The sequence below is a fragment of the Microbacterium sp. KKR3/1 genome (assembly GCF_021272365.1).
GTDB lineage: Bacteria > Actinomycetota > Actinomycetes > Actinomycetales > Microbacteriaceae > Microbacterium > Microbacterium aurugineum.
This window is the reverse complement of the sequence record NZ_JAJSDW010000001.1, coordinates 21,019-39,478: the sequence shown is the minus strand read 5'-3', so window position 1 is coordinate 39,478 and position 18,460 is coordinate 21,019. Positions and strand designations below refer to the sequence as shown.

General features: G+C 63.6%; 18 protein-coding genes and 1 tRNA gene. 4 read left to right on the top strand and 15 right to left on the bottom strand.

Annotated elements, in window-relative coordinates:
- The 5 genes from LVJ59_RS00210 to LVJ59_RS00190 all read right to left on the bottom strand — a co-directional run bounded on the left by LVJ59_RS00210 (nucleotide 1) and on the right by LVJ59_RS00190 (nucleotide 3,389).
- Nucleotides 1-585 carry an NADPH-dependent FMN reductase gene (locus tag LVJ59_RS00210; protein WP_232761601.1) on the bottom strand — a complete coding sequence of 195 codons (585 nt, stop codon included), beginning with the start codon at nucleotides 583-585 and terminating at the stop codon, nucleotides 1-3.
- Between the two features lie 75 nt (nucleotides 586-660).
- On the bottom strand, nucleotides 661-1,215 hold the full coding sequence (locus LVJ59_RS00205) for a hypothetical protein (RefSeq protein ID WP_232761600.1): 555 nt from the start codon (nucleotides 1,213-1,215) through the stop codon (nucleotides 661-663).
- 13 nt (nucleotides 1,216-1,228) lie between these two features.
- On the bottom strand, nucleotides 1,229-2,320 hold the full coding sequence (locus LVJ59_RS00200; protein ID WP_232761599.1) for an ATP-binding protein: 1,092 nt from the start codon (nucleotides 2,318-2,320) through the stop codon (nucleotides 1,229-1,231).
- A 120-nt stretch (nucleotides 2,321-2,440) separates the two neighbouring features.
- Nucleotides 2,441-2,803, bottom strand: coding sequence for a hypothetical protein (locus LVJ59_RS00195; RefSeq protein WP_232761598.1), 363 nt, complete (start codon nucleotides 2,801-2,803; stop codon nucleotides 2,441-2,443).
- Nucleotides 2,804-2,921: 118 nt separating this feature from the next.
- On the bottom strand, nucleotides 2,922-3,389 hold the full coding sequence (locus LVJ59_RS00190) for a VOC family protein (protein ID WP_232761597.1): 468 nt from the start codon (nucleotides 3,387-3,389) through the stop codon (nucleotides 2,922-2,924).
- Nucleotides 3,390-3,491: 102 nt separating this feature from the next.
- Between LVJ59_RS00190 and LVJ59_RS00185 the strand changes: the two genes are divergently transcribed.
- Complete coding sequence (locus tag LVJ59_RS00185; RefSeq protein ID WP_232761596.1) at nucleotides 3,492-4,448, top strand: WYL domain-containing protein; 957 nt, start codon at nucleotides 3,492-3,494, stop codon at nucleotides 4,446-4,448.
- 72 nt (nucleotides 4,449-4,520) lie between these two features.
- Here LVJ59_RS00185 and LVJ59_RS00180 read toward each other — a convergent pair whose 3' ends face one another.
- The 5 genes from LVJ59_RS00180 to LVJ59_RS00160 all read right to left on the bottom strand — a co-directional run bounded on the left by LVJ59_RS00180 (nucleotide 4,521) and on the right by LVJ59_RS00160 (nucleotide 9,910).
- A complete protein-coding gene (locus tag LVJ59_RS00180) occupies nucleotides 4,521-5,117 on the bottom strand; it encodes a GNAT family N-acetyltransferase (protein WP_134351593.1) in 597 nt (198 codons plus the stop codon).
- The gene (locus tag LVJ59_RS00175; RefSeq protein WP_232761595.1) at nucleotides 5,114-5,722 is read right to left on the bottom strand and encodes a TetR/AcrR family transcriptional regulator; all 609 of its coding nucleotides are present in this window, start codon (nucleotides 5,720-5,722) and stop codon (nucleotides 5,114-5,116) included. The genes LVJ59_RS00180 and LVJ59_RS00175 overlap by 4 nt, the downstream gene beginning before the upstream one ends.
- 104 nt (nucleotides 5,723-5,826) lie before the next feature.
- Nucleotides 5,827-8,184, bottom strand: coding sequence for a phosphoketolase family protein (locus LVJ59_RS00170; protein ID WP_232761594.1), 2,358 nt, complete (start codon nucleotides 8,182-8,184; stop codon nucleotides 5,827-5,829).
- A gap of 284 nt (nucleotides 8,185-8,468) precedes the next feature.
- Nucleotides 8,469-9,363, bottom strand: a protein-coding gene (locus LVJ59_RS00165) for an IS5 family transposase (RefSeq protein ID WP_232761593.1) whose coding sequence is annotated in 2 segments (ribosomal slippage) — nucleotides 8,469-9,011 and nucleotides 9,013-9,363 — 894 coding nt in all. Because the reading frame shifts where the segments join, the coding sequence is not laid out codon by codon here.
- Nucleotides 9,364-9,409: 46 nt separating this feature from the next.
- Nucleotides 9,410-9,910, bottom strand: a complete 501-nt coding sequence (locus LVJ59_RS00160; protein ID WP_232761592.1) for a helix-turn-helix domain-containing protein — start codon at nucleotides 9,908-9,910, stop codon at nucleotides 9,410-9,412.
- Nucleotides 9,911-10,082: 172 nt separating this feature from the next.
- On the opposite strand from LVJ59_RS00160, the gene LVJ59_RS00155 reads away from it, so the two are divergent.
- The 3 genes from LVJ59_RS00155 to LVJ59_RS00145 all read left to right on the top strand — a co-directional run bounded on the left by LVJ59_RS00155 (nucleotide 10,083) and on the right by LVJ59_RS00145 (nucleotide 13,935).
- Nucleotides 10,083-10,646, top strand: coding sequence for a dihydrofolate reductase family protein (locus LVJ59_RS00155; protein WP_232761591.1), 564 nt, complete (start codon nucleotides 10,083-10,085; stop codon nucleotides 10,644-10,646).
- Nucleotides 10,647-11,371: 725 nt separating this feature from the next.
- A complete protein-coding gene (locus LVJ59_RS00150; protein ID WP_232761590.1) occupies nucleotides 11,372-13,321 on the top strand; it encodes a hypothetical protein in 1,950 nt (649 codons plus the stop codon).
- A 173-nt stretch (nucleotides 13,322-13,494) separates the two neighbouring features.
- The gene (locus tag LVJ59_RS00145) at nucleotides 13,495-13,935 is read left to right on the top strand and encodes a very short patch repair endonuclease (RefSeq protein WP_269816558.1); all 441 of its coding nucleotides are present in this window, start codon (nucleotides 13,495-13,497) and stop codon (nucleotides 13,933-13,935) included.
- An 11-nt stretch (nucleotides 13,936-13,946) separates the two neighbouring features.
- Here LVJ59_RS00145 and LVJ59_RS00140 read toward each other — a convergent pair whose 3' ends face one another.
- The 5 genes from LVJ59_RS00140 to LVJ59_RS00120 form a co-directional block, all read right to left on the bottom strand.
- Nucleotides 13,947-15,305, bottom strand: coding sequence for a DNA cytosine methyltransferase (locus LVJ59_RS00140; RefSeq protein ID WP_232761589.1), 1,359 nt, complete (start codon nucleotides 15,303-15,305; stop codon nucleotides 13,947-13,949).
- A gap of 131 nt (nucleotides 15,306-15,436) precedes the next feature.
- Entirely contained in the window at nucleotides 15,437-16,342 is a 906-nt protein-coding gene (locus tag LVJ59_RS00135; protein WP_232761588.1) for an O-methyltransferase, read from the bottom strand.
- Nucleotides 16,342-17,739, bottom strand: coding sequence for an ATP-binding protein (locus LVJ59_RS00130; protein WP_232761587.1), 1,398 nt, complete (start codon nucleotides 17,737-17,739; stop codon nucleotides 16,342-16,344). Before LVJ59_RS00130 ends, LVJ59_RS00135 begins: the two co-directional genes overlap by 1 nt.
- Nucleotides 17,740-17,954: 215 nt before the next feature.
- Nucleotides 17,955-18,194 carry a helix-turn-helix domain-containing protein gene (locus LVJ59_RS00125; protein ID WP_232761586.1) on the bottom strand — a complete coding sequence of 80 codons (240 nt, stop codon included), beginning with the start codon at nucleotides 18,192-18,194 and terminating at the stop codon, nucleotides 17,955-17,957.
- Between the two features lie 182 nt (nucleotides 18,195-18,376).
- Nucleotides 18,377-18,450 (bottom strand) — tRNA-Pro (locus LVJ59_RS00120).
- Between the last annotated feature and the right edge of the window lie 10 nt (nucleotides 18,451-18,460).

Sequence of the window (18,460 nt, the reverse complement as noted above, 5' to 3'; positions counted from 1 at the left end):
CTATCCCGGGTCGCCGACGTGACCCGGAGCGGTGAGCGAAAGCACCCGTTCGACGAACGCGGCGTACTCCTCGATGTAGTGCTGAAGGAACGTCCGCGTGCCCTCATCCTCTACCGCGCCGTCGCTGCCGAACATCTCCGGCCGATAGGTGAGATACGCCTCCGGCGCATTGAGCTGCGGTGCGTTGAGGAAGCTGAGGACGCTGCGCATCGACGACTGCATGACAGCGGTTCCGATCGCGCCGGTGGAAGCGCCGATGATGCCGGTGGGCTTGCGGGCGAAGGAGTTGTGCCCCCACGGTCGCGAGCCCCAATCAATGGCGTTCTTCAGCGCTCCGGGGATCGATCGGTTGTACTCGGGCGAGACGATCAGGAGTCCCTCCGCATGTTCGACCGCAGCCTTGAACTCGGTGACGGCCGGAACCGGATCGAGTTCGTCGTCGCGGTTGTACAGCGGCAGATCGCGGATGGGTATCTCGACCATCTCGAGACTCGGCGGTGCGAGCTTCACGAGCGCGGTTGCCACGACCCGGTTGATCGAGTCGTGGGCGAGGCTCCCGATGAGGTAGCCGATCCGATGAGTCATGAGTTCTCCCGTCTTCTCGTGCCTCCAGCGTATCCACGCGGCATCGTGCGGCCACCCCCTTGACCGTACGAACCGTCAGTGCACGAGAGCCTTCAGAACGACGAAGACGAGCCCGAAGGATGCGGTTCCGAGGGCGCCGAGGACGCGGACGAAGAGGGGACTCCCCCGGCGGAGGAAGGCGACGTAGCCGAGGAAGGCGAGGATCACGACTCCCGACCAGAGCGCGAGGTCGTTCGCGAGCCCGTCGGGGATCACCCGCGTCGTTCCCGCGAGCAGGATGACGGCCGGCACGGTCGCGGAACTGAGCATGCCGAGGGAGTGCTTCACGGACGCGGCGAACGCTGCTCGCACGCCGACCGCTTCCCCCTGCTCACGTTCCGCACGGTCGCTGACCCTCGCCACCGTTCCGGCGTAGACGTGGGCTCCCCAGAACACGAGGACGGTGACCGCGACGGTGAGGAGCACCGCGATCGACGTCTCGCCGTGCGCGGACGACACCGCGACGAGGCCACTGACCAGAATCGTGCCGTACACGGCCGCTTCGGTCCCGAACCCCGACCTCAACGCACGATGGACCCGGAGAATCCCGTCGTCGGCAGCCGATCGCCGCGTCTTCCTCTCGTCTGTCACACCGAACACCCTCTCAACGCTCGGCACGCAGCGGTACCTTCACGTCTCCTCCGGCTTCCTCCGTGATCCGCGCTCCCATCTGCACGAATGTCGGCGCCGAGATGAACCCGCCCGCGAAGAGGGCCTGCCCCTGCACGAACTCCGCGGAGCGCCGGATGGCGTCCTCCGAGGCGAACCCGAACACGTCGGCCAGCTCCGCGAGGTCACGGGGCGCGTTGACGCGCATGAGCGCCAGGTTGTCGCACTGCGAAAGCACGTTGGGGTGGATCTTCGTCGGCCGTTGCGTGGAGAGCAGCAGCCACAGCCCGAACTTCCGTCCCTCGGCGGCGATCTGCACGAGCTGTTCGGTGAGGGCCCGCTCGACCGCGGTCTCGGGGTTGGGCGAACAGAGGTTGTGCGCCTCGTCGATCACGATCAGCACAGGGCGCCGCTCTTCCCGTCGCGCCCAGAGATGTTCGAGCACCGCGAGGGCGGCGACCTTGGGTTCCGCCGGGTGCTCGAAGCCGCCGAGGTCGAGGACCGTAACACGCGGCCGCTCATCGACGACGTCGACGACGGAATTCGCACCGCGAGACCACAGGTTCCATTCGAGTACCTGCAGATTCTCGATACGTTTCGCGAGCCTCACTTTGGCAGGGTCGGGCGACGCGAGCAGGTCCGGCACCATGCCGCGCCCGTCCAAGCTCTCGGCGTCCTGCTCCAGATGGATCAGGGCGTTGTACTCGTCCGCGTCCGCGATCGGGTCCATCTGCAGCACTGCCGCTTTCGAGGCCGCCGAGAGATCGACGAACCGCGCGTGCAGTCGTTCCCCCTCCCCTGCCCCGGAACGGAACACACGGATGTCCGATGCCGCGACTCTGGCCGCATCCACCTCGTTCGCCGTGAGGCGCGTCTCCTGCAACCGGGTGAAGTCCCCATTCGGGTCGAAGACGACCATCGGCAGCTCGGTCTCCAGAAGGAGCTGCTCGAGCACCACGCCGAGCGCGTAGGTCTTGCCGCTTCCGCTCTGACCGACCCAGAACGTGTGGCGGTTGAAACGCCTCGCGTCCAGCGCGACTTTGGCGTCGGGATCGCCGAGAGCAGTTCCGATCGTGAGGGTGGTCATCGTTCCGGTGGGCCTTTCGTTCGAGATGCTGTGGCGATCCGATCGGATGTGATCGCTTCACCGAGGCGGTGATCGACATCTTCCTTGATCGAGCGCCCGTTCACCAGTGCAGAGGTGCTCTCACGCCATCGCGAAGCCCGGCGCCCAGGCCACCACCGCGTATGACACGAACGGCGCGGACGCGAGGAGGACCACTCCGACGACGAGCACACCCCGCGCGCGACGGAGCAGCGCCGGGACGAGGGCGAGGAGGTAGACGGCGATGACGATCACGGTCATCACCAGCGCGCTCCCCTGACGGTGAGACAGGAAGCAATTGCTCGTCGGCGGATCCACCGCGGCGCAGACGAGGGGCCCCACGGGCACGGCCACGAGCCAGATGAACGCGACGGTTCCGAGGGTGAGCACCGTGGCGAGAAGCATCAGCACCCACGGAAGCCGCCGGCGCACCGGGCGCTGCACAACAGAGGCGGACGTCGTCATGAGCCCAGCGTACGGAAATCGCCGCGGTGCGTCGCGATCAGGGTCAGCCAGTCGCGGTGTCAGGCGCCCACAAGCACCGCGGCCGGCCCCCACCGAACGAGGGCCGGCCGCGGCCCGATCAGGCGCCGCGTGCGGTCTGCACGTCGATCACCCAGGTCACGCCGAAACGGTCGGTGAGCATTCCGAAGCCCGGGCTCCACGGCGACGCGGCGAGTGGCTCGACGACGTCCGCGCCGGCTGCGAGCGCGTTCCAGATCGCGGTGACCTCGTCGAGCGTCTCGCCGCGCACAGACTGGAAGAACGTGCGATCGGTCACCGTGACGCCGTTCTCACGACGTGTGCTCCCGGCGATGCGTGACGTGTCGGTGGTGTCCTGCCCAGGGATGTCGTAGGCCATGACGCGGAACCCGTGGTCGTTCTCGACCTGGCCGAAGACGATCTTGTCCGCACCGGGAGCATCCGCCGGCATGCCGAGGTCACCGTAGGTCGCCGCGACGACAGTGCCTCCGAACACAGACTGATAGAAGTCGAGCGCCTGCCGCGCCGTACCGGGGAAGTTGAGGTGGGTGGTCGTGGTGATGCTCATCTGCGTGTCCTTCTTCTGCGTTGGTCACGGCGGGATGCCGTGACCCCACACTGCAAGACGTAGAGGACAGGGTGAGTCCTCTACTTCGCGGATACTGGAATCATGTCCGGAACGTCTTCACGCATGCTCGCGCTGCTCTCGTTGCTGCAGTCGCGCCGGGACTGGCCGGGACACGTGCTCGCGGAACGGCTGGAGGTGACGACACGCACCGTCCGCCGAGACGTCGACCGGCTACGGGAGCTCGGATATTCGATCACCGCGATCAAGGGACCTGACGGTGGGTACCGGCTTGCGGCCGGAGCACAACTTCCACCGCTGCTGTTCGACGATGAGCAAGCCGTGGCGATCGCCGTGGCTCTGCAGAGTTCCCCGTCCACCGGAGTCGATCTTGACGAGGCCGCGGCGCGGGCCCTGGCGACCGTGCGGCAGGTGATGCCGTCGAGGTTGCGCCACCGGATCGACGGCATCCGCTTCACCGACACCGCTGCCGAGTCGCGGGTCGACCCGCAGGTGCTCGAAGCGGTCAGCGCTGCCGTCCAGGAGCAGAGGACTCTCCGCTTCGACTACAGTGACTCGACCGATCGCCCGCCTCGTCGTGTGGAGCCTCACTCGGTCCTGGCGCGGAACGGCCGCTGGTACCTCATCGCCTGGGACCTCGACGCGTCCGACTGGCGCATCTTCCGGCTCGACAGGATGGTCCCGAAGTTCGCCGGAGGAACACCCTTCACACCACGCGCTCTGCCGACCGGGGACGCACGCACCTTCCTGGCAGCGCGCTCCAAAGGCTCGGTCAGCGAGGACGTCTGGCCCTGCCAGGGAGAGTTCCTCCTGCACCTCCCCGCCGCCGACGTCGCACCCTGGCTCGGCGACGCCGAGATGGAACAGGTCTCCCCCTCTGAGTGCCGCATCCGGGTCGGATCCTGGTCCTGGGCAGGACTGCTGTCGTGGATCCTGCGATTCGACGCCCCTTTCACCATCCTCGGACCCGAAGAGTTCCTCGATGCCGCCGACGGACTCGCCGCCCGCATCACCGACTCGATACTGCCAGTGCCGCGCTGACCCTCAGTCGATGCGGAGGATCCCCGCGACCCGCGGGACTCCGCCCTCGAGGCGCACGGCCGAGCGCAAGCGCTACGAAGCCACGGCCTTCAGACTCATCGACACATAGGCGGAGAACCCGGCACGTCCGGCGAACCGCACTCGACGGCTGCTCGACTCCGTGAAGCCGAACTTTCGATAGAGCCCGAGCGCGGGCGCATTGGTGTCTTTGATGTCGCGGAGCACGAACTCGTCGTAGGGCAGCTGCAGCAGGTGACTCATCAGGGCCGTGGCGACTCCCTTGCCCTGGTGCTGCGGCGCGGTGGTCACGAAGCCGATCTCCGCGAGGCCGGGGCGTGCGCCCTCGTACGCGCCGAGGAACTGGCTCCGGACGATGAAGGAGCACACGAGGCCGCGCAGTCCACCGAGCGTGCGCTGGATCTCTCGACGGTCAGGGTCGAAGCACTCCTGCTGCCCCTCGGTGACCGAGGCGATCGCGGCGGGCTCTCCGTCGACCAGCGCCACGAAGAAGCGGTCGAGCAGGATCATGTGCGCGAACGCATCCGCGAGGACCCGTGGATCCTTCGAGAAGAACTCGAAGTCCTCGGCGAATCCCTGGACGAGGACCTCGGTGATGCGCCGGCGATACGCCTCCCCCAGCGTGTCACCGCGTTCGACTGTGATCGTCATGAAGCGTCCTTTCTCATCAACAGACGGAGCACCAGGTCGATGCCCGCCTCGGTCGTCGCAGTCGGGATGACCGTTCGCATGCCGGCGATGCCCGACAGCATCGCGAAGTAGTAGGCGGTCAGCTGCGCCGGATCGCCGTCATCGAACTGTCCAGCCGCCTGCCCCCGACGTACGACGGCTTCGAAGGCATCCCAGAGCGGCCGCTGGGTGCGTGCCAGTCGTTCCGCAGTACCGGCCGGGGTGTCGGAGATGAATCCCTGGTTGATGACCAGGAAGAACTCGGCCTCGCCGTTCCCGTTCATCAGATCGGTCACGAACACGCGGGTGAACTCACGCACCAGGACAACGGGGTCGGCATCGGCGGAGAGCATCGCGGACGCTGCGACCAGACCGGATGACGCCTCCTCGAGCAAGGCGTCGAACAGCGCCTCTTTGCTGGCGTAGTGGCGATAGATCGAACCGGCGCTGAGGCCGGCCTCGTCGGCGATGTCTTTGATGCTCGATGCGGCGAACCCGCGCCTCGCGAAGACGCGCACGGCCGCGGTCTCGATCCGCTCGCGTGTGGCCACGCGCAGCGCGGCGTTCTGCTCCGGTGATCTCACCATGGTCACCCCTTTGAAATGAATCTATCTTCATTATAAAGGATGCGGTGAGAAGATCACGCTCGATCCGGTATCGAGCGTGCCGCGACTGGCTCGGCGACGGAGATCTATCCTGGCCAGCGCCAGTCGGCGATCGCCGGCTCGTCCTCGCCGTGTTCGCGGGTGTAGGCGCGCGCCTCGATCCGCCGGTCGTGCAGCTCCTGGCGGAGAGTCGCGTGGCGCTCGGCCGCGCCCGGCACCCGGTCGAGTACGTCGATCACCAGCTGGAAGCGATCGAGATCGTTGAGCAGCACCATGTCGAAGGGTGTCGTCGTGGTGCCCTTCTCCTTGTAGCCGCGCACGTGAAGGTTCGCATGGTTGTTCCGCTTGTAGGTCAGCCTGTGGATGAGCCACGGATAGCCGTGGAAGGCGAAGATGATCGGCCGGTCAGTCGTGAACAGCCCGTCGAAGTCGGCATCCGAGAGCCCGTGCGGGTGAGCGTCCTCGGACTGCAGCCGCATCAGATCGACGACGTTGATGACGCGGGTCGCGATCTCGGGCGCCCGCTCGCGCAGGATCGCCGTGGCGGCGAGCATCTCCTCGGTCGGCACGTCCCCCGCCGCCGCGAGGACGACGTCGGGCTCCTCACCGTCCGATTCGGTGCCTGCCCACGGGAGCGTGCCGAGTCCGCGGGAACAGTGCAGGATCGCTTCGTCCATCGTCATCCACTGCGGGCTGTCCTGCTTGCCTGCCACGACGACATTGACGTAGTCGACGCTGCGCAGGCAGTGGTCGTAAGTGCTCAACAGCGTGTTCGCGTCGAAGGGAAGGTATACCCGGACGATGTCGGAGCTCTTGTTGACGACGAGGTCCAGGAATCCGGGGTCCTGGTGCGTGAAGCCATTGTGGTCCTGTCGCCACACGTGGCTCGACAGCAGATAGTTGAGCGAGGCGATCGACGCGCGCCACGGCACCTGCGCCGACGCCTCGAGCCACTTCGCGTGTTGATTGAACATCGAGTCGACGATGTGGATGAACGCCTCATAGCTGTTGAACAGGCCGTGCCTTCCCGTGAGCAGGTAGCCCTCCAGCCAGCCCTGGCACTGATGCTCGCTGAGCACCTCCATCACCCGGCCCGCACGCGCAAGGTGCTCGTCGAGGTCGAGGATCTGTGCGTTCCACTGCTTGTCGGTCGCTTCGTAGACCGCGGGTGCCAGCCGATTGGACGCGGTCTCGTCCGGACCGAACAGCCGGAACGTCAGCGGGTTGCGCCGGATCACCTCGGCCAGGTAGCGGCCGAGAACCGCGGTGGCCTGCGCGTCCGCTGCGCCGGGCGACTCGACCTCGACCGCGAACCCGCGGAAGTCCGGGAGGTCGAGGTCCTGCCGCAGCAGACCACCGTTCGTGTGAGGGGTCGCTGACATGCGGCGATCCCCGTCCGGAGCGAGTGCAATGGTGTCGGGCAGCGGTGCACCCGAGTCGTCGAACAGCTCGTCGGGCCGATACGACCGCAGCCAATCCTCGAGTTGCCGCAGGTGCTCCTCGGTGTCCCGCGCGGAGGGTAGCGGAACCTGGTGCGCACGCCACGTGCCCTCGACGGGCAGCCCGTCGACCTCCACCGGACCGGTCCACCCCTTGGGGGATCGCAGGACGAGCATCGGCCAGACGGGGCGGTCGGCCGTAGCCCCTTCGCGAGCTGTCCGTTGAATCGCGGCGATGCGATCCAACGCGGTCTCGAGTGCGTCGCCGAACCGACGGTGCACATCCTCTGCCGCATCCGTCGCCTCGAAGGACACGATGATCGGGTCATGGCCGTATCCGCGCATCAGATTGACGAGTTCCTCTTCGGGGATGCGCGCCAGCAGCGTGGGATTGGCGATCTTCCAGCCGTTCAGGTGCAGGATCGGTAGCACCGCACCATCCGAAACAGGGTTGAGGAACTTGTTCCCGTGCCACCCGGTGGCCAACGGACCCGTCTCGGCTTCACCGTCGCCGACGACGCAGAAGACCGTCAGGTCGGGGTTGTCGAAGGCGGCGCCGTACGCGTGGCTGAGCGAGTAGCCGAGCTCGCCGCCCTCATGGATCGACCCGGGCGTCTCGGGTGCCGCGTGGCTCGGGATGCCTCCGGGCGCGGAGAACTGGCGGAAGAGTCGGGTCATCCCGGTCACGTCACGGGTCACGGAGGGATAGCGCTCGGTGTATGTCCCGTCGAGCCAGGCGTTGGCGACCATCCCCGGGCCTCCGTGGCCCGGTCCTGCGATGTACAGGGCGGAGAGATCGCGTTCGCGGATCAGCCGATTCGCGTGGGCATAGATCAGATTGAGCCCGGGAACGGTCCCGAAATGGCCGAGCAGGCGCGGCTTGACATCGTCGACCGCGAGCTCGCGGCGGAGAAGCGGATTGTCACGAAGATAGATCTGTCCCACGCTGAGATAGTTGGCGGCACGCCACCACGCGTCGAGCTGCCGGATCTGTTGTTCTCGCATACGGGCATCTTCCCTTCCTCGGGACTCGCGTCTGATCGGGTGCGGACGGGGACCTCCACCAGCAGTTTGTCGTCGACGAGCTCGAGAAGCGAGATCGGCACGAACTCACGGGCGTGTGCAGAGCAGATTGTTCGGTTCGATCGCCGAAACGCCACGGTACGAGGCGTTCCCTCGCGCCACGAAGGGGGTTGACAGTGATCCCGCGGCGATGTCGAGACCCGTGTCGGCCCGCCCGACCAATGCATACGGTCTGACGAGTCCCGAGAGTGAGCACAGAGAATCAGCTAGGGCGTGTCTGACATTGCCTTTGTCCAGGCGATGACGGCGTTGAGGACCACGGCAGCGCGGTAGATGACGGCGTGTTTGTCGAAGCGGGTGGCGAGGCCGCGCCATTGCTTGGTGTGGCAATAGCGGCGCTCGATCACATTGCGGTTCTTGTAGTCGGCGGCGTCAAGCCCGACCGGCCTGCCGCCGCGTGACCCGCGACGCTTGCGATGCCCCTTCTGATCGTCGGGTTCGGGGATCACCGCCTTGATCCCGCGAGAGCGGAGGTGCCCGCGGATCGCGCGTGATGAGTACGCCTTGTCACCGCGGACCACGTCCGGACGAGTTCGCGGCCGGCCAACGTCCCGGTCAACGCGCAGCTGCGCCATGAGCGGCAGGAACATCGGGGAGTCGCCGGCCTGCCCCGGCGTGATCAGCGTGACCAGTGGCAGCCCGTTGCCGTCGACGAGTTGATGGATCTTCGTCGACAGCCCGCCGCGGGAGCGGCCGATGCCATGATCAGGCGGCTCGATCAGCAGATTCGTGTAGTTCGACCCAGCCCCCTGTGGTGCGAGTCGTGTTCGTCGCGTGCTGATGCGCGCGGGCGACGGTCGAGTCCACCGACAGCGACCAATCGATCAACCCCGCCGCGTCGGCCGCGGCGGTCAGCTTCGCCTGCACCTTGTCCCAGGTACCGGCGGCGGCCATCCGGTGATGCCACGTCCACACCGTCTGCCACGGCCCGAACACCTCGGGTAAGTCCCGCCACGCGATCCCGCACCGGTACCGGTAGATGATCGCCTCGACCATCAGCCTCGCGTCAGAGAACTTCCGCCCCGGCCGCCCGGTCGGACGCGGCAACATGTCCTCGATCAACGACCACTGAGCATCCGAGAGCAACCGAAACCTAGACACGCGTCGAGACTCTCAGCCTGAGCCGTCAACCTTTGTCAGACACGCCCTAGGCGGTACCCGATCGCTCGCGCTCCGCGAGATACGCGGCGGTGAGGTCATCGAGCACGCCAGCGGCACCGTCGGCGCGCGGGAGCCCCAGGTGAAGTTCACGGAGCTCATCCATGAACGTGTCCCAGAGCGCGGGACCCCCGTTCTCGAGCAGTTCTGCTCGGATGGCGAGCTCGGGAGAGGCAGGAAGGTGTCGTCGACCCCACGCACCGAGGTGGGCGAACACCGGCACGAGCTGGATCGACGGTTCGGTCAGGCTGTAGAGGACCTTCTGTTTGTGGGACGGATCCGCGGCACGCGAGAGCATCCCCAGGTCGACGAGTCGAGCGAGCCGGTTCGCGAGGATGTTACTGGCGATGCGCTCTTCCGAGTTCGCCAGCAGTTCGCCGTAGTGGCGGCGATTGCCGAACATGATGTCGCGCAGCACGAGAAGCGACCACTTGTCGCCGAAGACCTCGAGCGAGAGGTTGATCGGGCATCCGGATCGGTGCGTGTCCACTTTGCGTCCCCTCACGAAACCACTTGCAATCTACCAGTGGTCATGCCTACGCTCAAACCAATTGCGATACACAAGTGGTTTGGAGCTCACATGACTTTCGTGCTCAGTGACATGGCGAATGCCGGCGACGGGTTCGCACCGAAGCATCTCGACGACCGGAACGGATGAAGCCATGGGCAAAGTCGCGTGGGGGTTCACCAGCTCGATCGACGGCTTCATCGCCGGTCCGGGGCACGACATGAGCTGGATGTCAGCCGCAGAGCCGACCCCCGAGGGGATGACAGCGGGCATGGCCGGCGACGTCGGAGTGATCATCTCGGGGAGAGCCGGCTATGACGCCGCGAAGGCTCAGCGAGACGAGCGCGACGAGATGACCGCCGAAGCGTACGGTGGCGCATGGTCAGGAACAGAATTCATCCTCACGCACCGACCCGACGAGATCGCCGACGATCCGACGATCATCCCGCTCAACGTCGACATCGTCGAGGCCGTCCGCCGTGCCAAAGTCATCGCCGATGGCAAGGACGTGCAGATCATCAGCGCGGACATCGCCCGCCAAGCGCTCGAGCACGACCTCATCGATGAGCTGCAGGTCTTCGTCGCCCCGGTGTTCCTCGGCGACGGCATCCGGATCTTCGACGTCCCCGGCGGCCGACGCTACGACTGGGAACTCGTCGAGACATACGAGGGTGCAGAGCGGAGCTTCGGACGGAGGTATCGACCCCGGCGCAACTAGGACGTTTCTCGACGGGCAGGAGAACGCCGACCGTGAGATGCGCGCGACACTCCGGCGGAAACGACGAAGCCCTGGTGGAAGTTCCTCCCACCAGGGCTTTTCGGTCGGGCTGACAGGATTTGAACCTGCGACCCCTTGGAGGATCCGGTCGATTTCCGGTCTCCGCCGATCGTCTCGAGAACTCGCGTATTCCCTTGTGTTCACAGGGAACCGGGCGGTTCGCTTAGTCCGAGTGTAGCCGGTTGGTTGCGGGCCGTGGCGGGTGATTGAGATGGGTTTCTGATAGGCCATCAGAGCAAGGCGTTGCATGAGCTTGGACACCCGCCGCAACTCGGACACCTCACGCTTGAGGCTCTTGATCTCCTCCTGCGCCTCGCTCGTCACGCCTGGCCAAGCACCGGTGTCGACCTACTGCCGACGGATCCACTGGCGCACCGTCTCCGGCGAACCGACGCCGAGGAGCTTCGCGACGGGAGCAATAGCCTAATACTCACTGTCATGCTCCGACCGCACCTCGGCGACCGTCCAGACGGCACGCTCGCGCCGCTCGGCCGGGTACTTACTGGGATGTCCCATGAGACCGATCCTTCCAAGGAATCCAGCCTCCGGACATCCTGGGGCGCCTCAAACGATCGATAGGCGGAACAGCGTGTGTTGGCAACCAACACGATACGCTCCACCTACGGCGACACCAACGCGTGGGCAGTGAACAGATGGAGAAGGCATTGAGTGACTACCTCGCAGCAATGGCAGTGATGAAGGTCAATTACGACCGGCGAGGTCATGATGTCCTGCAAATGCTCGTACCCTTCGTGGCTGACTCCGCACGACGGTCCCGGCAAGCACTTTCGGACGATTCAATTCAGCAGGATCTCCAAACCACATTCGGGCTCCCGGTCCCGCGCACAGTGATCAAGACCTTGCTCAGACGGCTCACGCGAGCCGGTGCTCTCATGCGAGAGCATGGCGTCATCGTTGCGGTACGCCCAGAGATTGACAAGCCCGAGTACAACCTGTCAGCAGATGTTTCCCGGGTCAAGTCTGCGCAGGCCACGCTCCTGCGAGAGGGGGCCGCCTTCGCGAGCAGGGTGTTCAACATCGAGGTCTCTGAACCAGACTTCTCGGCTGCACTTTTGTCTCTGGTCCGCGACGAGGTCGCGCCTCTCGCAGTCTGGGCTGTCAATCGCGTTCAACCGAGCTTCCACGTCAGGGTCGATGAGGGACTTGCCCACGTGGCGGCTCAATTTGTCCTGCACGTAGTTTCGGAGGGAAGCGCGGATAGCCAGACAGCTCTCGAACAGATCGCGAAGGGCAGTCTCCTCTCAGGCGTGTTGTGGAGCACAGACCTCGAAGCGCCCGACCGTCGGATCAGCGGGTTAGAGATCTTCCTAGACACAACACTGCTTCTCAGGCTGCTCGGTCTCTGCGGTCCAATTCGGCAAGCATTCTCCGCAGAACTGGCACAGCTCGCTATCGAGAGCGGAATCGGCTTGGTGTGCTTCCAGCACAACTTCGATGAGATTCTTGGAGTACTTGCCGCGGCGTCGGCGGTGCTTCGATCGGGTCGGAGCAAGTACTACGGCGAAGCCGTCGAGTTCATGGTCTCGGAAGGTTGGACAGCGAGCGACGTCGAAGAGGTCATTTCGACCTTGGAGTCTAGGCTCGACGAGCGGGGGGTCAGCGTCCGACGGAAACCCGACAGAGTCGCCAAATACAACATGGATGAGGCGAGCCTGCGTCGCCTCCTCGACGAGAACGTGCGGTATACAAACGTGGCCGCGCTCGACGCCGACGTAGACTCACTGGCTTCCATCTTCACGCTGCGTCAAGCGCGCCACCCTCGCCGTATCGAGGAGGCCAAGGCCGTGTTCGTGACTACGAACACCAACCTCGCTACAGGAGCCCGCCAGTTGTACAAGATTGGCGAGGATCTGCGCGGGGTCCCGCTGTCACTCATCGAATCGCAGATTGCGAGCTACCTCTGGGCACGCCACTCTGCCTCAGCGACCGCGCTGCCGCTGAATCTCCTCACCATCGGGGCTTTATCTATTGCAGAGTCAGAACCAAAGATTTGGTTCAAGTACGTTGAGCGGCTAGATGATCTAAGAGCGCGGGATCGTGTGTCTAAGCAGGACTACGTAATGCTTAGACAATCTTTACTCGCGCGTTCAATCATCCTCGCCACGACAGAGAATGACATCGACGCGTTCACCGAGGACACTGCTGACTTCGTCCTCAGGCATGCGCTAGCGGAGCATGCGCGGGCTCTTCAAGCCGAGGTAAGCGAGCGCCAGCAAGAGCTGATCGATTCAGAGGCGCGCGCGAGCAAGGCAGAAGCGGAACGCGACCACCAGGCGCGGTCTCAGCGGGCGGCGTACCGCGCCGTGGCGGAGAAGGCCGCGCGTGTAGTAGTCATCTTGCTCGGCAGTGTGCTCGCACTGATCGTACTTGCGAGTGCAATCCTCAGTTTCCCTTGGCCTGTAGACCCTCCACTCAGTGCGTCGCTGCCCGCCGGCGCGTCCATAGCGCTGGGGGTGGTCGCCGTTGCGATAGGCACGGCTTCGATCGTGGTGGGCCTCACCATACGAGGCATCGGTCAGAGAGCAATTAACGGTCTTGCGGGTTGGCTGGAGGTACGGTTCCGGCGGTGGTTTGCTCCCACGATTGCAGAGTAGACGTCATCCAAGACTTCCCGGCACCACACACGATAATTTCAGTTGTCAGAAACTGCTGCATGAGCAAGTCAAACTGTCACCTATCTCTGCAGCAGTCCCACTCTAGAATACGCGGTCCGCGAGTAGGGGCCTGCTAGCTACCCACGCTACGCACCCCGACGTAACGTTGTGTCATGGAAGATCAGTCGTGGGCCACGAATCCTCGCGTGGCCAAGGTCATGCGGGGCAATCGATCGCGGGACACAAAGCCTGAGGTCGAAGTACGGCGCCTGTTGCACCGACGTGGATTCCGATACCGCGTTCAAGTGCGCCCGATAGCAAGCCTGCGACGTACGGCCGATATCGCTTTTGTTCGGAGGCGTATCGCGATATTCATCGACGGCTGCTTCTGGCACGGTTGTCCAGATCATTACGTCGAATCCAAATCGAACACCAAGTATTGGGGCGCGAAGATTTCCGCCAACGTATCTCGCGACTCAGACACAAATAGTGTCCTGGAGGCGGCAGGATGGACCGTACTCCGATTCTGGACCCATCTATCCCCAGAGGAGATCGCGGACTCGATCGCAAACGTTATTCGCCCGCGCGATCTCCAAGAAGCTGAACAGCGCTGAGGTTGAAGCTATTATCCCACCGCCTCCTGAGACATTTCGGGATCTGACGTATCGGCGACAGTCGGCTTTCTCGTTCTCTGAGCTGGAAGCTGCTCCGTGAGGGCATCCACAACCGTGAGCGCCTTAGTACGCGACAGCGACAGAAGCGAAACATCTCCGAGCGCAACAGTCGCACGCAGAGCTACAGGTGAAGACGCAATAGAACCAAGCAAAGCCCGGGCAGCTGCGCGGGCCAGCGGCGGCGGAACGCTGTTTCCGACTTGCCTATGCCCATGCCAGTTCGTGGTGTGGAAACGGAACCAATCAGGGTAGCCGTGAAGGCGTGCAGCCTCTCGAACAGTGATCACACGATCTTCACGCGGGTGGATCGGCCTCGGCGAGGTATGAGACCCACGTTCGGAACCGGTGCCGGCCCGAAGCGTGCGTGACGGCCCGCTAAGCGGAAGCCGGTACAACCTGCTCTTGGGTTCCACGGCACCCAGTTCCGTTGTCGCGAATCGTTCGACAGTCGCGTCGGTGTGGATCGTGCGGCGCGACCCCGTTAGCAGCCCAGGCTCCCAAAGACGCGGCCGAGACTTGTCCCCCGCCAACGGTTGAAGGCCTGCCAATGTTCTCGCGTAGGAACCTACAATCGACTGGCGCCGCTGGATATCTTCGTCGTTCAGGAGGACTTCATCCGAGGTGAGTAGGGCGTCGTAGTCGCCCGGAGACGGAAGCCCCTCGAAAGCCTCCTCCACAGAAACATTGGGCGCGTTCGATGGCGCCGGGCGCAAGGGGGCTTTGTTGCCCCGAGCTCCAAGAACGATTACACGACGACGTGACTGCGGTACACCGAATTCAAGGCTGTTGACAGTCTTCTCTGTACCCGAGATTGCGTAGCCCGCTTTCCGAAGTCTTTCGAACGCTTCCTGTCGAACCGGGTCGAATTTCTTTTCCAGCAAACCAGCAACATTCTCAAGGCAGAACGTTCTCGGCTTGAGCTCTTCCACCAAGCGAACGTAGTGCAGCAGCAGATCGTTGCGCTCGTCTTCCTGGTCGCGCTTGCCACCCGTGGAAAAGCCTTGACACGGCGGGCCGCCAATGAGCGCATCCAGCCGTCCTGGCCATACTCCTCTAGGGTGGAGCTTCTTGAACCCGCGCTCGGCTACCGCAAGCACATCGGCGGCACCCAGCGTGGAGATATCACGACAGAGCACCTCGCACTCAGGGAAGTTGAAAGCATGTGTGGCTGCGTGAACGGGATCATACTCGACCGCGGCGACGACGTCGAAGCCTGCCTGCTCGAACCCCAAGCTCATACCCCCTGCTCCGGAGAACAGGTCGACAGCGATCGGCCTGGTCGGCTGCACACGAAGAGGGGAAACAACCATAGTAAAACGATCGCACATCGGGTCTCCCATCCCAGGCATCGGTGAGAGTGTGTCGTCGTTTGAGAGATCGAAGAACCCCGTTGGAGCTACCTCACCAGACGACATCGTCGCATTGACCTCCGACACTGCACTCACGCGTTCGCCGCTGAGGGCCGACCCCAGCGATGCACGGCCAGAAACCGCTCGACGTGCGAGCGTTCGATGAACTTGTGGGGTGGTTGGATCGTGTCGATCGACGCCGGCAACTGATGGGTGAGTGCATCCCACTCCGGGGCAGTCAGGCTCGGCCATGCAAGCTCAAGGGATTGATCCGCACGTGCCGTCGCAGTGAAGTCGAGCTCGCCGAGCCTGCAATCCGCGGCGATGTCCGAACCTTGCGGGCCAAAGATCCATCCGAGAAGTTGCATCTTGCCGCTGTCGGCGTATCGAACGTCGAGAACCCGTTCAATGGCCGGCGGACTTTCGCGCGTTGCGATGTGCTTACGTATGATCCGGTCGGCGACAATGCGCTGCTGATCCGCAAGACCGGGGCCAACGTACGAAACTTTGCGCAGATTCTCGTCGAAATAGTCGCCAAACTCCTGACGAATCTCTTCGAACTCTTTCTCCGGCGCGTTTCTATTCACGCAAACGAACAGCGCAGAACCTGGCGCGAGTACGCTTGCGAGATACGCCAGATCACGATGTTCGGATTGCCGGAGACGGCTCGTGTAGTCGAGCCAAACTACGCATCGGGAAGATTTCAGTTCCTCGATCTCAGGCAGTCGAATGTTGGTCGTGCCTTGAAGGATCCGAATGCTGTCGTATGGGCGATTGAATTCGAGCCGACCGAGCGGATGTGATCCTTCGATCGAGACCAGATTTTCGATCCCGAGCCGCTCGTAGACTAGCCGGAAATCAACGAACTCTAACGCACCCAGGCCGACGTACGTCATATCGCGTAGCGGACCGTAGCGAACGAGTCGACGCGTTACCTCCACTAGCATCTCGCGAGTGATCGCCTTGAGCGGAGCGGTTGCGTAGTTCGGTCCCGCCATCAGTCGTCGATCTCTAGACGCCAGTAGTAGTCGAAGAGCGCGCGCCCCAACTGCTGCGGATTGTCCAGACCGAGGGCCTCAGCGACTGTGTCAAAGCGTTCGGTATCGACCGAGAAGCGTATGGTCTTAAGCTTTCGCGTCTGCACTTCTTGCTTCGGGTAGTTGAGCGTGGACTCCTGTTTGGGGGAGATCTCCTCGATGGGTCGCTCGCGTGCCTTCTCATACGCCTGGATCAAGGAGGATTTGACTTCCGTCTCGAGGAAGGCTCGACGGTCTTCCTTGAGACGCGAAGCCAGCGCCTGTACCTCGGCGAGCGCAGTGCGCATGGCTCCGTAGATGAGCTTCCACACACGTGAGCTCTCGTCCACCCCGGTCTTTGATGTGTTCCATGGGAGGTTGCGCGCGTCATTTGACCTGATGTCGACGTATCCGCGGAAGTTTCGAAACTGAGGGTGGTATCGAGCCGTATCGTCGCCCCAGCCAGTAAGCCGAGTCTTATCTGCGGCAAGGAGGACTCGACCATTTGCCAGGACGTACCAACCGGCGTCGTCGTGACCCATGAACTTGTCGGCGTCGCCCTCGTCGTCGGGCGTGATCTGCGACTCCTTAGCTCCCCCGACTAGGCCGGCATGGATCTCGACGCGCACGTCTTCGGGAGTCCGGAAGCGTCGCACCAAAGGTCGGAAGTCTGAGCTACTCTTCAGCTGGGCGCGCCTCGGAGTGAGCTTTGTACCGTTCAGGCGCGTCACGATCCCGAGATCGAATGCTTCGGGACGTCGTATTTCGAGTTCGTGCTTGAGGCGGGCGATAAAGCCATCCTCAGCAAACTGAGCCGCGACCGTTGGCTGGGGGTTCCAAACCTTGATCGAGGTCGATGCCTGCTTAGGATCCGTAACGATGGCAGCTGCGTCGGCGCTCTCGAACGGGAACACCCAAACGTCTTCGTCTAGCGCGGCCCACTTTGGGACATCCACTTCGAGCGCGAACGCGCCTTCAATGGACTCAGACTCGACCCTAAAGTTGTCGCCCATCTTGAAAAGCGTGCGCTTCATTCCCACGCCAAAACTACCGACAGCACCGTCCACTGTCGGGGCATCCTTGTTCCGACCAAGCCGGAAGGCATAGTCGCGCGCCGTCATTAGAGGAATACCACCGCAATTGTCGACGATGCTGAAAGAGTCCGGATTGACAGTGATGTCGATGTGGAATCCGTCTAGACTCTTATCGATGAATCGGTCGTCGCCGTCTAGCGTCACGAATCGGAGCGCGCCGTCTACGGAGTTGTCCCATAGGTCAAGAATCGCGGGGATGAGCTCGACGTCGCGGGTGAGCATCTGAATAAACAGATTCTTATCCGGTTCGACTAGCGCGGACTCGAACACGTCTTCCGACGACAACCGAACCTCCTAAGTGCGGGCCTCAGCGCCACGGTAGCCGCCTTCATAGCGGGCGACGCTTGCCCATACCCTACCGTGAAGCTGAGCGGCTACTCGCCGCGCTCGGTGAGTGGGTCAGCCACGACCGCTGCACGCGCGACGACGCGTCCGCCGGGGCTGACGAGATGGAGATCTCCGCGAGGGTGCCGATGGTCAAACGCTGCCGGCTCATCGGGTCACCTCCCCTCTAGAGAGGCAGGCGACTCGGGGTCGCGTTGCTGCTCGACCCAGATCCGCACGTCCGAGAGCCCGAACTTCAGATGCTTCCCGAAACGATACGCGCGCGGGCCGAGGCCGCGGGTGCGCCAGTCGTAAACCGTTGAGACAGGTACGCCCAGATAGGAGGCGAGCTCGCCGACGTCGAGCAGGGGCTCCAGACTCCACGGGTTGCCGATCGGGATGTGTTCGGTGTCCATACCGAACAGGTGTGTCCGGCTCCCACCCACGAATCGGGAGCAACCGGCACGGTCGCTCGGCTACCGGAGCACGACGGCCCGAGATGGCCGTGCGGGCGTCAAAGTGATGGGTTCTCGATGACCGGATCACGTCTCACCAACTAGAAAGTCCCGGAAACCCTTGAGTTTCCGGGACCTCTCGGTCGGGCTGACAGGATTTGAACCTGCGACCCCTTGACCCCCAGTCAAGTGCGCTACCAAGCTGCGCCACAGCCCGTTGTTCTGCA

Bases quoted from the DNA above. Each gene is read 5' to 3' on its own strand.
- LVJ59_RS00210 (WP_232761601.1), bottom strand. From the start codon at position 585: ATGACTCATCGGATCGGCTACCTCATCGGGAGCCTCGCCCACGACTCG.
- LVJ59_RS00200 (WP_232761599.1), bottom strand. From the start codon at position 2,320: ATGACCACCCTCACGATCGGAACTGCTCTCGGCGATCCCGACGCCAAA.
- LVJ59_RS00195 (WP_232761598.1), bottom strand. From the start codon at position 2,803: ATGACGACGTCCGCCTCTGTTGTGCAGCGCCCGGTGCGCCGGCGGCTT.
- LVJ59_RS00190 (WP_232761597.1), bottom strand. From the start codon at position 3,389: ATGAGCATCACCACGACCACCCACCTCAACTTCCCCGGTACGGCGCGG.
- LVJ59_RS00185 (WP_232761596.1), top strand. From the start codon at position 3,492: ATGTCCGGAACGTCTTCACGCATGCTCGCGCTGCTCTCGTTGCTGCAG.
- LVJ59_RS00180 (WP_134351593.1), bottom strand. From the start codon at position 5,117: ATGACGATCACAGTCGAACGCGGTGACACGCTGGGGGAGGCGTATCGC.
- LVJ59_RS00175 (WP_232761595.1), bottom strand. From the start codon at position 5,722: ATGGTGAGATCACCGGAGCAGAACGCCGCGCTGCGCGTGGCCACACGC.
- LVJ59_RS00170 (WP_232761594.1), bottom strand. From the start codon at position 8,184: ATGCGAGAACAACAGATCCGGCAGCTCGACGCGTGGTGGCGTGCCGCC.
- LVJ59_RS00155 (WP_232761591.1), top strand. From the start codon at position 10,083: ATGGGCAAAGTCGCGTGGGGGTTCACCAGCTCGATCGACGGCTTCATC.
- LVJ59_RS00145 (WP_269816558.1), top strand. From the start codon at position 13,495: ATGGAAGATCAGTCGTGGGCCACGAATCCTCGCGTGGCCAAGGTCATG.
- LVJ59_RS00140 (WP_232761589.1), bottom strand. From the start codon at position 15,305: ATGGTTGTTTCCCCTCTTCGTGTGCAGCCGACCAGGCCGATCGCTGTC.
- LVJ59_RS00135 (WP_232761588.1), bottom strand. From the start codon at position 16,342: ATGGCGGGACCGAACTACGCAACCGCTCCGCTCAAGGCGATCACTCGC.
- LVJ59_RS00125 (WP_232761586.1), bottom strand. From the start codon at position 18,194: ATGGACACCGAACACATCCCGATCGGCAACCCGTGGAGTCTGGAGCCC.